A 14,503-nucleotide genomic window follows, 5' to 3' on the forward strand; every position below is an offset into this window, starting at 1 on the left:
GATCGGCGACTGTCGGGAATCGTTTATTTCCCCGCTTTAGGGGACAAATCAATAGTTCTTGACTGGCATTCCGTGCAATTGGGGATACCGGTCCGCTCGACCACCTTCTACAGGACTGACATGATGCTCATGCCGGGATGCCGCGGCCCCGTGGGGACGCGATGAGCGCGGTAGATCCCCAGTCGGACGCGTTGGCGACTCTCGACTGGCAGGACATCACGTGCCAATCCGAGGGCGGCTGCACCAACCGCGCGACGCACATCGTCTACCGCCACGCCGTCGACCAATGCAACCGGCCGAACCTCGACCCGTCCGGCAATGTCGTCGAGATCCTGTGCATCGGCTGCCTGCGCCGGCTCAAGACCCAGGTGTTGGCGCAGGTCGACCGGATCAACCGCTGCCCGGGCGGCTACTGCCTGACGTGCGGCGCGCCGGTGCACAAGCTGAGCGACGTCATGCGCAAGATGGTGCAGCTGCGCACCTACGCCTGAGCGCGAAATCGGCACCGTGCCAACGATTGTGACCGCGGCGGTGCCGGCCGGCTAGATCCTGTGCCAGGTCACAGCTCGCAGACGATTTCCGGTTACGCACGTGATATGCGTTACACTCCAGGGCGCGAGGGGAAGGAGTCAACGGTCCCAGGGCGGGCGACACACCTGGCCGTGATTTACTTAGGTAAGCCTTGGCTGTTTTCCTACCGGGATCGGCGGACGGGCGCAGCGCGGCGATCCGTAGTTGACCACGTTCGGCGGCGACGGACCGCACGCAGAACTACCGACCGCTGAAAGGGATTCCGATTTTAAAGGTGCTGTCCCGAACGTGGATTCCACTGATCATCCTGGCGGTCGTCATGGTCGGTGGCTTCATCGTGTATCGGGTCCACGGCTACTTCGGCTCGGAAAAACGCGAATCGTATGCCGACAGCAACCTGCAGAATCCCAAGCCGTTCAACCCGAAACGAATTGTCTACGAGGTCTTCGGGCCGCCCGGAACCGTCGCTGACATCAGCTATTTCGACGTGAACGCCGACCCGCAACGCATCGACGGTGCACCGTTGCCGTGGACGCTGCGCGTCACCACCGACAAGGCGGCCATGATGGGAAACCTCACGGCGCGGGGCGATAGCGACAGCATCGGCTGCCGCATCACGGTGGACGACGTGGTCAAGGCCGAGCGAATCTCCAACGGCGTCCACGCCTTCACCTTCTGCGTGGTGAAGTCCGCGTGAGGAGTCGATTCGCCGAATTCGCGCGCGACGCACACCCCGAGAGGCCGTTCATCGCGCGGATGATTCACACCCTCGCGGTCCCGATCATCCTGTTCTGGGTGGGCGTGGCCATCGTCCTCAGCCTGTTCGTCCCGTCGCTGGAAGTGGTCGGGCAGGAGCGGTCGGTGTCGTTGAGCCCAAAGGACGCACCGTCATTCGTGGCGATGAAGCAGATCGGCCATGCGTTCAACGAGGGCGAGACCGACAGCTCGGCGATGATCGTGCTGGAGGGCAACCAGCCCCTCGGCGACGACGCCCATCGGTACTACGACACCGTGATCCGCAAGCTGCGCGAGGACAAGGCGCACGTGCTGAGCATCCAGGACTTCTGGGGCGATCCGCTCACGGCGGCGGGCGCGCAGAGCAACGACGGCAAGGCCGTGACCGTGCAGGTCAACCTCGCCGGTAATCAGGGCGAGCCGTTGGCCAACGAATCCGTCGAGTCCGTCCGCAACATCGTGAACAGTGTGCCCGCGCCGCCCGGGGTCAAGGCGTACGTCACCGGGGTCTCGGCGATGGCCGCGGACCTGCACCACAGCGGCGACAAGTCCATGGTCAGGATCACGCTGACGACCGTCGCGGTGATCCTCATCGTGTTGCTGTTCGTCTACCGGTCGATCCTCACCGTGATCCTGTTGCTGATCACGGTGGGCTTCGAATTGACCGCCGCGCGCGGAGCCGTCGCCGTGATAGGGCACTTCGGGCTCATCGGGCTTTCCACCTTCGCGGTCAGCCTGCTCACCTCGCTGGCGATCGCGGCCGGGACGGACTACGGCATCTTCATCGTCGGCCGCTATCAGGAGGCCCGCCACGCCGGCGAAGACAAGGAATCGGCCTTCTACACCATGTACCGCGGGACGGCCCACGTCATCCTGGGCTCCGGCCTGACGATCGCCGGCGCGATGTTCTGCCTCAGCTTCGCGCGGATGCCGTACTTCCAGACCCTCGGTATTCCGTGCGCGGTGGGGATGCTGCTCGCGGTGCTGGTCGCGCTCACGCTGGGCCCCGCGATCCTCACCGTCGGCAGCCGGTTCGGCGTCTTCGACCCCAAGCGCAAGCTCGGGGTCCGCGGCTGGCGCCGGGTCGGCACCGCGGTGGTCCGCTGGCCGCTCCCGATCCTCGCCGTCACGTGTGCGGTCGCCCTGGTCGGCCTGCTGACGCTGCCCGGCTACCGGGCCAACTACAACGACCGCGAGTACCTGCCCAGCACCATCCCCGCCAACGCGGGGCTGACTGCGGCGGACCGCCACTTCTCCCAGGCGCGGATGAAGCCGGAGATCTTGATGATCCAGGCCAATCACGACATGCGTAACCCCACCGACTTCCTGGTCCTGGACAGGTTGGCAAAGGGCATCTTTCGGGTCCCGGGAATCTCCCGCGTCCAGGCGATCACCCGGCCGGACGGGACCACGATGGACCACACGTCGATCCCGTTCCAGATGAGCATGCAGAACGCCGCTCAGACACAGACCATGAAATACCAGCGCGATCAGATGGACAACATGGTCAAGCAGGCCGACGAGATGACCAAGACGATCGCCAACATGCAGCAGATGTACGCCTTGATGACGCAGCTCGTCGGCACCACCCACCGCATGGTCGGCGACACCGAACAGATGCAGCAGATCACCAACGAGCTCCGAGACCGCATCTCGGACTTCGACGACTTCTGGCGGCCGATCCGCAGCTACTTCTATTGGGAGAGGCACTGTTTCGACATTCCGATCTGCTGGTCGATTCGCTCGATATTCGACGCGCTGGACGGCCTGGACCAGATCGACGAGAAACTCAACACGTTGGTCGGTGACATCAAGGATCTGGATCGGCTGATGCCGCAGATGGTCGCCCAGTTCCCGCCGATGATCCAGACCATGGTGAACATGCGGACCATGATGCTGGACATGCACAGCACCATGTCCGGGATCTTCGACCAAATGAACGAGATGAGCGACAACGCGACGGCGATGGGCCACGCCTTCGACGCCTCCAAGAACGACGACTCGTTCTATCTGCCGCCGGAAGTGTTCAAGAACAAAGACTTTCAGCGCGCCATGAAGAACTTCCTGTCCCCCGACGGGCAAGCGGCACGCATGATCATCCTGCATCGCGGCGATCCCGCGTCGGCCGAGGGCATCGCCAGCATTGACAAGATCCGCACCGCGGCCGAGGAGTCGCTCAAGGGCACCCCGCTGGAGGACGCGAAGATCTACGTTGCCGGAACGGGGGCCGTCTTCAAGGACATCGCCGAGGGCGCCAAGTGGGACCTGGTGATCGCGGGAGTCTCCTCGCTGTGCCTGATTTTCATCATCATGTTGATCCTGACCCGCGCGCTGGTCGCCGCCGCGGTCATCGTTGGCACGGTGGCGGTTTCGCTGGGCGCTTCGTTTGGGCTGTCGGTGCTCGTCTGGCAGCACATCCTCGGCATCGATTTGCACTGGATGGTGCTGGCCATGTCGGTGATCGTCTTGTTGGCCGTGGGCTCCGACTACAACCTGTTGCTGGTCTCCCGGTTCAAGCAGGAAATTCATGCCGGCCTGAACACCGGCATCATCCGGTCGATGGGCGGCACCGGCAAGGTGGTGACCAACGCGGGCCTGGTGTTCGCATTCACGATGGCGTCCATGGTCGTCAGCGACGTGCGGATCGTCGGGCAGGTCGGCACCACCATCGGGCTGGGCCTGATGTTCGACACGCTGATCATCCGCGCGTTCATGACCCCGTCCATCGCCGCGCTGCTGGGCCGCTGGTTCTGGTGGCCGATGCGGGTGCGCTCGCGGCCCCTGCGGGTTCCGTCGCAGCCGGTGCAGCCCCATCCGCCGGACCGCTCCCTGGCCTACAGCGACTAATCCGTAACTGCCGCGGCTCCGAATAACAGCCATGCCCACAGTCGCGTTGATCGGATTCCTCGGCGGACTGATCACCGGCGTATCGCCGTGCATCCTGCCGGTGCTTCCGGTGGTGTTCTTCTCCGGGGCCGGCAGCTCGCGCGACGCCAGTCCGGCCGCCCGGCCGTACCTGGTGATCGCGGGGCTGGTCTGCAGCTTCAGCGCGGTCACCCTGGCCGGCTCGGCCCTGCTGTCGGCGCTGCACCTGCCGCAGGACGCGATCCGCTGGGCCGCGCTGGTGACGCTGACGCTCATCGGCCTGGGCTTGATCTTCCCGCCGCTGGCGCACCTGATCGAGCGTCCGTTCGCCCGCATCCCGCTGCCCCAGCTCGGCCCGAAGCGCCTGAGCGGCAACGGTTTCGGGCTGGGGCTGACGTTGGGCGCGCTGTATGTGCCGTGCGCGGGCCCGGTGCTGGCCGCGATCGTCGTCGCGGGCGGCACCGCCTCCATCGGCCCGCCGGTGCTGGTGTTGACGGCGGCGTTCGCGATCGGCACCGCGCTGCCGCTGCTGGTTTTCGCGCTGGCCGGGCAGCGCCTCGCCGAGCGTGTCTCCGCATTCCGCCGCCGGCAACACGTGATCCGGTTCGCCGGCGGAATCACGATGATCGTGCTGGCCGCGGCGCTGGTCTTCAACCTGCCCGCCACGCTGCAGCGCGCCGTCCCCGACTACACCACCGCGATGCAAAAAGGCATCGGGGCCAACCAGATTCGCCACCAGCTGGGCGGCGCGGTGTCGGGCCAACTCGCCGACTGCGTTGATGGTTCCAACCAACTGCAGCAGTGCGGCCCGGCCCCCGCCCTTACCGGGATCACCGGGTGGCTCAACACCCCGGGCGGCGCGCCGATCGACCTGGCCTCCCTGCGCGGCAAGGTGGTCCTGATCGACTTCTGGGCCTACTCCTGCATCAACTGCCAGCGCGCCATCCCGCACGCGGTGGGCTGGTACAACCGCTACCGCGACGACGGTTTGGTCGTCATCGGGGTGCACACCCCCGAGTACGCGTTCGAACGGGTTCCCGCCAACGTGGCCAGCGGCGCCGCCGCGTTGCACATCACCTATCCCGTTGCGCTGGACAACGACTACGCGACCTGGAACGGCTACCAGAACCTGTATTGGCCGGCCGAGTACCTCATCGACGCCAACGGCGCGATCCGCCACACCAAGTTCGGCGAGGGCGACTACGACACCACCGAAAAGCTGATCCGCGACTTGCTGGTCGCCGCCAAGCCGGACGTCAAGTTGCCCGCCGCGACGAACGCGGTGGACGATACCCCGCACGGCAGGCTCACGCCGGAGACCTATCTGGGCGCCGGCAAGGCCGTCAACTATGGCGGTGCCGGCGAATACAAGGCGGGCACCGCCACGTTCGCCTACCCGGCGGCCCTGCCCGACGACCGGTTCGCGCTGCGCGGGCGCTGGACACTGGACGATCAGGGCGCCACCGCGGCGGGCGATGACGCCGCAATCCGGCTGAACTACACCGGCAAAAGCGTCTACGTCGTCGTCGGCGGCACCGGCACGATCACGGTGACCAGGGGCGGCAAGACCACCGTTACAACGATCGGCGGGCCGCCCACCCTGCACCAGATCGCCTCCGACGACACCGCGCACCGCGACCAGCTCGACATGCAGGTCGGCAAAGGCCTGCAAGTGTTTTCGTTCACATTCGGTTGAGCCCGTCCATTCCGGCGGCGGCTCCGAATCACCGGTGTGGATCAGCCTGGTGCACGTGCTTCCGTAATACCGGGAACGGACGGCGTATTTCTTTCCCCGCCACCGGCATAGGCGCACCGATGACGGGCGCTAGGCTACCGATCGATGAGCAACGAGCTCGACACCTTGCTGCGCCAGGTCGCGCGCGGGGACAGCGCCGCCTTCGCCACGATCTACGACCTCACCAAGGCTCGGGTGTATGGACTGGTGACGCGGGTGGTGCGTGATCCCGGCTACAGCGAAGAAACCACCCAGGAGGTCTATCTCGAGGTGTGGCGCTCGGCGTCGCAGTACGACCCGGCCAAAGGTTCGGCCCTGGCGTGGCTGCTGACCATGGCGCACCGGCGGGCCGTGGACCGGGTGCGCGCCGAACAGGCCGGCAGCAGGCGCGAATCCCGCTACGGCGCGGCCAATGTCGAAAGCGCGGGTGATGTGGTAGCCGACTCGGCGATTTCCGGCGACGAGCGTCGCCGGGTGGCCCAATGCCTCGACGCGTTGAGCGACGCGCAGCGACAGTGCATCGAGCTGGCCTACTACCAGGGGCTGACGTACAGCGAGGTGTCGCAGCGGCTGGCCGCCAACTTGTCGACGATCAAATCGCGCATCCGCGACGCGCTGCGCAGCCTGCGTAACTGCCTGGACGTGCCATGATGACCGAACCGACCGAATTCGAACTGCTCGAGCTGGCCACGCCGTATGCCCTGCACGCGGTGTCGGACGCGGAGCGCGCCGAGATCGAGCGCCTGCGCGCCGCGGCGCCGTCGTCGGTGGCGGCGGCCTTCGATGACGAGGTCCGTGCCGTCCGCGAGACGATGGCGGTCGTGTCGGCGGCCACCGCGAGCGAACCGCCGGCGCAGCTGCGGGACGCCACGCTGTCGGCCGTAAAGCCGCACAATGTCCGCCAAATACCTTGGCGCAGAGCCGTATTGGCTTCCGCCGCGGCGGCGGTCGTGGTGGGCGCCGCGGCGTTCGGCGCCGGCGTGCTGATGCGACCCCCGGCGAAGCCCACGGTCGCCGAACAGATCATGTCAGCCCCGGACGTCCAAACGGTCTCGCGTCCCCTGGCCAACGGGACCGCGACGGTGATGTTCTCCCGTGACCGCAACGCGGCGCTGCTGGTGATGAACAACGTGCCGCCCCCGTCCCCCGGCACCGTCTATCAGATGTGGCTGATCGGGGCCAACGGCCCGACCTCGGCCGGCACGATGGACGCGGCCGCGGTGTCGCCGTCGACCAAAGACACGCTCACCAACATCGGCGCCTCCACCGAGCTCGCGTTCACCGTCGAGCCCGGCAAGGGATCGCCGCAGCCGACCACCCCGATCCTGGCCGAGCTGCCGCTCAGCTAGGGCTTTTCCTCAGCCCGCCCAAGACCGCCGCGAGCACCCCAGCGGCGACCAGCGCTACCCCGGCGACCAGGGTCAGGTCGAGCCAGCCGCGCAGGCCGGCCTCGGCATGGGCGACCATCACCTCGGCGATCTGGCGGACGTTACCGGTGGTGCGGTTGAGCGCGTCGTTGACGTAGCGGCCGCTGGCCTCGATGCCGGCCCAGCCCGCCCCTCCGACGAGCAGCGCCGAGACGCCCAGGCTGGTCAGCACCTTGCCGCGGCCGCGCGCGGCGGCCAGCGTCAGGAGCGCGCACAGACCGCTCAGGGCCGCCGCGCCGGCGCTGATCCAGGGCCCCCACCTGGCCAGTGTGCTCAGCTGCCCCGGCCGCACCGACGGCATCGACGCCGTGAGCGGCACCGTCAGGTTTGCCGGCACCGTCACGTGGTGCCGGGCCAGCACCTGCTGCATAGCGGCGTCGTTGAGCATCGGGGCCACGTCGACCGCCCATTCCGCGGACCCGTCGGCGGTGAACAGGTAGCGGTGTGCCGCCCGGTTGGCACGGGCGAACAGCGGCGGGAACCCCGGCCCGGCCGTGAAGGCGGCGGCGACGTCGTGCACCTCCGAGCCGTCCACCGGGTAACGCCCCCCACCGTGCGCCGCGATCAGCGCCATGGCCCGGGTGGTGAGCTCGGCCGCCATCGCCGACTGCAGCGCGGGATCGCCGGCGGCGCGCTGCGCCAGCGCGGCGTAGCCGTCCTCGCTGACGAGGTTGCGCTGCGCCCACGACGCCGGGATCGCTACGGCCAGGGCGAGCGTGGCGGCCAGCCACAGCAACACGGTCGCGGCGAATCGCACGCCCTAGAACCTACTGAATGCCCCGCACATAGGCGGCCTGCCCGAGGTGCTGGGCACAGTCGTCGATGATGCTCACCAGCCGGGCGCTGGCCGTCACCGGCGGGTCCCAGTTGGTGTCGACGACGCGGGACAGCTCGCCGGCGGTCACGCTGGCGATGTATTCGAGGGTCAGCTTGTGCACCGCGTGGTAGTAGCCGGCCAGCAGGTCCGCCGGCGCCTTGACCTTCGCCACCTCGTCGGGGCCGTGCCCGTAGCCGGTGTCGTTGCGCGGCAGGTCCAGCCCGAAGCGGTCCACCCAGCCGTCGCGGGTCCACACCTGCTCGACGCCGGCCACGTGGGCCAGCTGAATGTCCTGCACCCGCGCGCTGTGCCAGATCAGCCAGGCGATGCTGTTGGCGTTCGGCGTCGGGCGGTAGTCGGAGACCTCGTCGGTCAGCCCGTCGACGAGCTCGTCGACGTGCTCGATCAACCGGGTGAACGCGTCGCGTAGCAGTTCCTGTGTGGCGGCGTCACTTTCAGCTCCCATACGGCCGACACTACGCGCCGTGCCAGACCGCCTCGACGTTGTTGCCGTCGGGATCGCGCACGAAAGCGCCGAAATAGCCGGGGTGGTATTCGGGCCACAGCCGCGGCTCGTTCAACGACTCGGCGCCCCGTTCCACGGCCGCCCGGTGAAAGGCGCGCACCGCGTCCTCGTCGGCGGCCGCGAAGGCCAGGTGCACCTCCCGAGCCGGACCCATCCCCGCCCCGTCGGAGATCCAGAACGTGGGCTTGCCGTCGCGGCCGTACCCGATGGCCCGGCCGAAATCCAGTTGCCGCGAGAACCCGAGCACTCCCAGCACGTTGTCGTAAAAATCCTGCGATTTCGGATAATCGGCGCAATTGATTCCGACGTGATCGATCACGGAAGAGATCCTGGCACGACCCACCGGCGCGGTCGTAGATTATTTAGATGACCTACGACCTGATCATCCGCAACGGCAGCATCGTCGACGGGCTGGGCGGTGAGCCGTACGTCGGCGACGTGGCGGTGAAAGACGGCGTCATAGCGGCCGTCGGGTCCGTGAACGGGGATGGCGCCACGCGGGAGATCGACGCCACCGGCCTGCTGGTCACGCCCGGCTTCGTCGACCTGCACACCCACTACGACGGCCAGTCCATCTGGTCGGAGCGGCTGACGCCGTCGTCCGCGCACGGGGTGACCACGGTGGTGATGGGCAACTGCGGGGTCGGGTTCGCGCCGTGCCGCCGCGAGGACCACGACGTGCTCGTCGACGTGATGGCCGGGGTCGAGGACATTCCGGGCGTCGTCATGACCGACGGCCTGCCGTGGAACTGGGAGACCTTCCCCGAATACATGGACGCGCTGGACGCGGGCAAGCGCGACATCGACGTGGCCGCCTATCTGCCGCACTCGCCGCTGCGGGTGTACGTGATGGGCCAGCGCGGCGCCGACCGCGAGCCGGCCACCGCCGAAGACCTGGCCAAGATGCGGGCGCTGGCCAAAGAGGCGATCGAGGTCGGCGCGCTGGGCTTCGCGTCGTCGCGGCTGACGATCCACAAGACCGAAAGCGGTTCGCCCATACCGAGTTACGACGCCGCCCGCGAGGAGATCGAAGAGATCGCCCGGGGTGTGGTCGACGGCGGCGGGGGCCTGCTCCAGTTCGTGCCGGACATCCCGGCCGGCGGCTATCAGCCCGTCCTGCAGACGGTGTTCGACGTGGCCGAGGACGTGGGGCTGCCGGTCACGTTCACCCTGGTCGTCGCCAACGCGGGCGACCCGACGTGGCCGGACGCCATCACCATGATCGAGAAGGCCAACTCGAGAACGGTCGGGGACGAGCCGCAGGTCACCGCGCAGCTGCTGCCGCGCCCGATCGGGTTGATCATCGGGCTGCAACTGTCCGCCAACCCGTTCGTGCTCTACCCCAGCTACCGCGAGATCGCGCACCTGCCGCTGGCCGAGCGGGTCGCCGAGATGCGCAAGCCGGAAGTCCGCGCCCGCATCCTGGCCGACAAGCCCGGCGTCGGCCACCCCATCCTGTACGTGACCCAGATGTGGGACTGGATCTTCCCGCTGGGCGACAACCCCGACTACGAGCCCGACCCGTCGACCAGCGTCGGGGCCCGCGCGCGGGCCCGCGGGGTGGACCCGATGGAGGAGGCCTACGACCGGCTGCTCGACGACGACGGCCGCGCCATGCTGCTGGTCGCGACCAGCAACCTGCAGGGCAACTCGCTGGACACCGTCGGCGAGCTGCTGCACCGCGACGACGTCGTGCTCGGGCTCGGCGACGGCGGCGCGCACTACGGGATGATCTGCGACGCGAGCTACACGACGTACTTCCTGGCGCACTGGGCCCGCGATCGCAAGTCCGGGCGGTTCACGGTGCCGGAGGCCGTGCGCGAGCTGACCTCCGTGCCGGCCCGCGTCGCCGGGCTGGGCGACCGCGGGCGAATTGCCGTCGGCTACAAGGCCGATCTCAACGTCATCGATCACGCCGCCCTGCGGCTGCACAAACCGGTGATCCGGCACGACCTACCCGCCGGGGGCCGGAGACTGGACCAGACCGCTGAAGGATATGTGACAACGGTGGTTTCCGGTGAAATAATTGCCGAAAATGGCGTTCCGACCGCCGCGCGGCCAGGGAAGTTGGTCCGGGGCCGAAAGCCTATTCCGGTACCTGGTCGATAACGCCACGAAGGGCGGCCCTTCCCGGTTAAGTTGGGTTAGTGACAAGCCCGCATTTTGCGTGGTTGCCGCCAGAAATCAACTCGGCACTTATCTTCGCCGGTCCCGGGGCGGCGCCGCTGCTTGCTGCGGCCGCCGCATGGGATGGGTTGGCCGAGGATCTGGCGTCTTCGGCTTCGTCATTTTTCTCGGTGACAAACGATCTGGCCAACGGTTCGTGGCAGGGCGCGTCGGCGGCCGCGATGATGACGGTGGCGACGCAGTATGTGAGCTGGCTCAGCGCGGCGGCCGCGCAGGCCGAGGCGGCATCGAGCCAGGCCGCGGCCATTGCGGCCGCGTTCGAGACGGCAGTGGCGGCCACGGTGCAGCCCGCGGTGGTGGCGGCCAACCGCGCCCTGGTGCAGGCCTTGGCGGCCACGGACTGGTTCGGATTCAACATTCCGGCGATCATGGACACCGAGGCGGCCTACGAGGCGATGTGGGCAACCGACGTCGCCGCGATGTTCGGCTACCACGCCGACGCGTCCTCGGCCGTCGCGCAATTGGCGCCCTGGCAGCAGGTCCTGCAGAAGCTCGGTTTCAGCTTCGCCAACGGCCGAATGAGTTTCGGCCCCATAACGATGGGCAATTCGAACATCGGTTTCGGAAACAGCGGCAGCCTGAATGTCGGTTCCGGAAATTCGGGTAACAACAACTTCGGCTTGGGCAACCTCGGAAATAACAACTTCGGCTTCGGCAACAGCGGCACCAACGACTTCGGGATCGGGCTGACCGGGAGCAATCAGATCGGCTTCGGCGGCTTCAACTCGGGCAGCGGCAACATCGGGTTGTTCAACTCGGGCACCGGCAACATCGGCTTTTTCAACTCCGGCAGCGGCAACTTCGGCATCGGGAATTCGGGCGTCTCGAATACCGGCTTCCTGAATTCCGGGTCGGTCAATGCCGGCGTTTTGAACACCGGCACCGCCAACACCGGTTTCTTCCAGGAGAACGGGCTGGGCAGCGCGGAGGCGGTCAATTCCAGCCACTACATGACGGGCGGCGTCAGCGCGGCCAACCTCAGCTCGGGCCTGCTCAACTCGGTCAGCGCGTCGACCGGCAGCCTGGCCCCGGCCGCCGGATCGAGCCTGCTCAGCAACGCGAGCTTCGCGGCGCCGGCCGACGCCAGCGCCCTCGCCAGCGGCCTCGAAGCCGGCCATGCGAATTCCTCGGTCAGTGCGGCGGGTGGCCCCACCCCCACCCCGCCGGCCCTGCGGACCACGACGGGGGGGACCGCCCCGTCGGGCTTCTTCGCCGCCGGCAACGGCGACCCCGGTGTGCGGACCCTGACCGGCCGAGAGTCCAACATCCCCAGCTCCGGGTTCTTCAACAAGGGCGAGCGCGGCCCCGACGCCCCCGACCCCGGGACCAGGGAACCGCTCCTAACCGACTAGCGGCCTATTCTCGAAGCCATGCGCACGAAGAAAAAGGTCGACGTCAAGCGGCTGGCCGCAGCGCTCCCGGACTTCCCGTTCGCCTATCTGATCACCGTCGGCGAGGACTATCGCGTGCACACCGTGACGGTCGAGCCGCGGCTGCGTGACGGCGCGGTCCTCGACGTCGGGCTGATCGGCGGCCGCACGCGCACCAACCTGGCCCACCGCCGCGACGTCACCCTGCTCTGGCCCCCGCGCGAGCCCGGCGGCTACTCGCTGATCGTCGACGGCAGCGCCGAGGTGACCGAGTCGGACGACGAGACGGTCCGCCTGGGCGTCGTGCCGGAGCGCGCGCTGCTGCACCGCGAGGCCGACTCCCCCAGCGTCGCCAAAGGCTGCCTGCACGACTGCGTGGTGTTCTCGCTGCCGGCCTGATTCGTGCGCCGAGGCATCGAGTGTGAGCTCAGGGCGTTGCGGGTGAAACCACGGCGAAAAAATCGCCGGAATCCCGCCGTGGCTTCACACCGAAAGCCGTAGGTTCACACACACTCCCGGACACGAAAAAGCCCGGCCCACTCGGGTTTTCGAGGGACCGGGCTTTTTCGTTGACTTACTAGAAGTCCATGCCGCCCATGCCGCCGGTCGGGTCGCCCGCGGGAGCGGCCGCCTTCTCCGGCTTGTCGGCCACGACGGCCTCGGTCGTCAGGAACAGCCCCGCGATGGACGCCGCGTTCTGCAGCGCCGAACGGGTCACCTTCACCGGGTCGGCAACGCCGGCCTTGAGCAGGTCCTCGTACTCGCCGGTGGCGGCGTTCAAGCCGGTGCCGGCCTTCGAGTTGCGGACCTTCTCGGCGACAACGCCGGGCTCCAGCCCGGAGTTGAAGGCGATCTGCTTCAGCGGAGCCTCCAACGCCACCTTGACGATGTTGGCACCGGTCGCCTCGTCACCCTTGAGCTTGAGCTCGTCCAGGGCCGGTGCCGCCTGCAGCAGGGCCACGCCGCCACCGGCGACGATGCCCTCCTCGACGGCCGCCTTGGCGTTGCGGACCGCGTCCTCGATGCGGTGCTTGCGCTCCTTGAGCTCCACCTCGGTGGCGGCGCCGGCCTTGATCACCGCAACACCGCCGGCCAGCTTGGCCAGGCGCTCCTGCAGCTTCTCGCGGTCGTAGTCGGAGTCGCTGTTCTCGATCTCGGTGCGGATCTGGGCCACCCGGCCGGCGATGGCGTCCGGGTCACCGGCGCCCTCGACGATGGTGGTCTCGTCCTTGGTGATGACCACCTTGCGGGCCTTGCCCAGCAGCGAGATGTCGGCGGTCTCGAGGGACAGGCCGACCTCTTCGCTGATGACCTGACCACCGGTGAGGATGGCCATGTCCTGCAGCATCGCCTTGCGCCGGTCACCGAAGCCGGGCGCCTTGACGGCCACCGACTTGAAGGTGCCGCGGATCTTGTTGACGACCAGGGTGGACAGAGCCTCGCCCTCGACGTCCTCGGCGATGATCAGCAGCGGCTTACCGCCCTGGATGACCTTCTCCAGCAGCGGCAGCAGGTCCTTGACGGTCGACACCTTGGAGCTGACCAGCAGGATGTAGGGGTCCTCCAGGACCGCTTCCTGACGCTCGGCGTCGGTGACGAAGTAGCCCGAGATGTAGCCCTTGTCGAACCGCATGCCCTCGGTGAGCTCGAGCTGCAGGCCGAAGGTGTTGGACTCCTCGACGGTGATGACGCCCTCGTTGCCGACCTTGTCCATCGCCTCGGCGATCAGGTCGCCGATCGACTGGTCGCCCGCGGAGATGGCCGCGGTGGCCGCGATCTGCTCCTTGGTCTCGACGTCCTTGGCCGACTTCAGCAGGGTCTCGGTGATCTTCTCGACGGCCTTCTCGATGCCGCGTTTGAGGCCGAGCGGGTTGGCGCCCGCCGCGACGTTGCGCAGGCCCTCTTTCACCAGGGCCTGGGCCAGCACCGTGGCCGTCGTCGTGCCGTCACCGGCGACGTCGTCGGTCTTCTTGGCAACTTCCTTGACCAGCTCGGCGCCGATCTTCTCGTACGGGTCCTCCAGCTCGATCTCCTTGGCGATGGACACACCATCGTTGGTGATCGTGGGGGCACCCCACTTCTTCTCCAGGACGACGTTGCGGCCCTTGGGCCCCAACGTCACCTTTACCGCGTCGGCGAGGCTGTTCAGGCCTCGCTCGAGGCCGCGACGGGCCTCTTCGTCGTACGCAATTGTCTTGGCCATTGCGAAGTGATTCCTCCGGATAGGGGATGACACGTCCTGGCCGGGTGCAGTGCCCGCGACGGACGACCAAGCTGGTCTCACCGTCCCGACCTAGCACTCACCGGTGG

General features: G+C 67.6%; 13 protein-coding genes. 9 read left to right on the forward strand and 4 right to left on the reverse strand.

The window, feature by feature from the left end; all coding sequences use genetic code 11:
* Positions 1-161 precede the first annotated feature (161 nt).
* From AC5Y4S_RS14320 to AC5Y4S_RS14345, 6 genes are all read left to right on the forward strand, one after another.
* Positions 162-491 (forward strand): hypothetical protein, encoded by a 330-nt coding sequence (locus tag AC5Y4S_RS14320; RefSeq protein WP_067151708.1) that lies wholly within the window; start codon positions 162-164, stop codon positions 489-491.
* A gap of 314 nt (positions 492-805) precedes the next feature.
* Positions 806-1,228, forward strand: coding sequence for an MmpS family transport accessory protein (locus AC5Y4S_RS14325; protein ID WP_500033404.1), 423 nt, complete (start codon positions 806-808; stop codon positions 1,226-1,228).
* 59 nt (positions 1,229-1,287) lie between these two features.
* A complete protein-coding gene (locus tag AC5Y4S_RS14330; RefSeq protein ID WP_500034010.1) occupies positions 1,288-4,113 on the forward strand; it encodes an MMPL/RND family transporter in 2,826 nt (941 codons plus the stop codon).
* Between the two features lie 31 nt (positions 4,114-4,144).
* The gene (locus tag AC5Y4S_RS14335; RefSeq protein ID WP_500033405.1) at positions 4,145-5,827 is read left to right on the forward strand and encodes a cytochrome c biogenesis protein DipZ; all 1,683 of its coding nucleotides are present in this window, start codon (positions 4,145-4,147) and stop codon (positions 5,825-5,827) included.
* 144 nt (positions 5,828-5,971) lie between these two features.
* Positions 5,972-6,517, forward strand: coding sequence for a sigma-70 family RNA polymerase sigma factor (locus tag AC5Y4S_RS14340; RefSeq protein WP_500033406.1), 546 nt, complete (start codon positions 5,972-5,974; stop codon positions 6,515-6,517).
* Complete coding sequence (locus AC5Y4S_RS14345) at positions 6,517-7,215, forward strand: anti-sigma factor (protein WP_500033407.1); 699 nt, start codon at positions 6,517-6,519, stop codon at positions 7,213-7,215. Before AC5Y4S_RS14340 ends, AC5Y4S_RS14345 begins: the two co-directional genes overlap by 1 nt.
* Here AC5Y4S_RS14345 and AC5Y4S_RS14350 read toward each other — a convergent pair.
* From AC5Y4S_RS14350 to AC5Y4S_RS14360, 3 genes are read right to left on the reverse strand one after another with little or no spacing between them, the layout of a single operon-like run.
* Positions 7,208-8,050 carry a hypothetical protein gene (locus AC5Y4S_RS14350; RefSeq protein ID WP_500033408.1) on the reverse strand — a complete coding sequence of 281 codons (843 nt, stop codon included), beginning with the start codon at positions 8,048-8,050 and terminating at the stop codon, positions 7,208-7,210. The two genes, AC5Y4S_RS14345 and AC5Y4S_RS14350, sit on opposite strands and share 8 nt — an antisense overlap.
* Before the next feature lie 10 nt (positions 8,051-8,060).
* A complete protein-coding gene (locus tag AC5Y4S_RS14355; RefSeq protein ID WP_500033409.1) occupies positions 8,061-8,576 on the reverse strand; it encodes a mycothiol transferase in 516 nt (171 codons plus the stop codon).
* Positions 8,577-8,586: 10 nt separating this feature from the next.
* Positions 8,587-8,955 carry a VOC family protein gene (locus AC5Y4S_RS14360; protein WP_500033410.1) on the reverse strand — a complete coding sequence of 123 codons (369 nt, stop codon included), beginning with the start codon at positions 8,953-8,955 and terminating at the stop codon, positions 8,587-8,589.
* Between the two features lie 47 nt (positions 8,956-9,002).
* Here AC5Y4S_RS14360 and AC5Y4S_RS14365 point away from each other — a divergent pair, with 47 nt between their 5' ends.
* The 3 genes from AC5Y4S_RS14365 to AC5Y4S_RS14375 are packed head-to-tail and all read left to right on the forward strand — an operon-like array spanning position 9,003 to position 12,592.
* On the forward strand, positions 9,003-10,745 hold the full coding sequence (locus AC5Y4S_RS14365) for an N-acyl-D-amino-acid deacylase family protein (RefSeq protein ID WP_500033411.1): 1,743 nt from the start codon (positions 9,003-9,005) through the stop codon (positions 10,743-10,745).
* A 38-nt stretch (positions 10,746-10,783) separates the two neighbouring features.
* Positions 10,784-12,175 carry a PPE family protein gene (locus AC5Y4S_RS14370; RefSeq protein WP_500033412.1) on the forward strand — a complete coding sequence of 464 codons (1,392 nt, stop codon included), beginning with the start codon at positions 10,784-10,786 and terminating at the stop codon, positions 12,173-12,175.
* 18 nt (positions 12,176-12,193) lie between these two features.
* Positions 12,194-12,592, forward strand: a complete 399-nt coding sequence (locus AC5Y4S_RS14375; RefSeq protein WP_500033413.1) for a pyridoxamine 5'-phosphate oxidase family protein — start codon at positions 12,194-12,196, stop codon at positions 12,590-12,592.
* 178 nt (positions 12,593-12,770) lie between these two features.
* Here AC5Y4S_RS14375 and groL read toward each other — a convergent pair whose 3' ends face one another.
* Positions 12,771-14,396 (reverse strand): chaperonin GroEL, encoded by a 1,626-nt coding sequence (gene groL, locus AC5Y4S_RS14380; protein WP_068111372.1) that lies wholly within the window; start codon positions 14,394-14,396, stop codon positions 12,771-12,773.
* Positions 14,397-14,503 lie beyond the last annotated feature (107 nt).

It is taken from the genome of Mycobacterium sp. NGS64 (assembly GCF_059812245.1).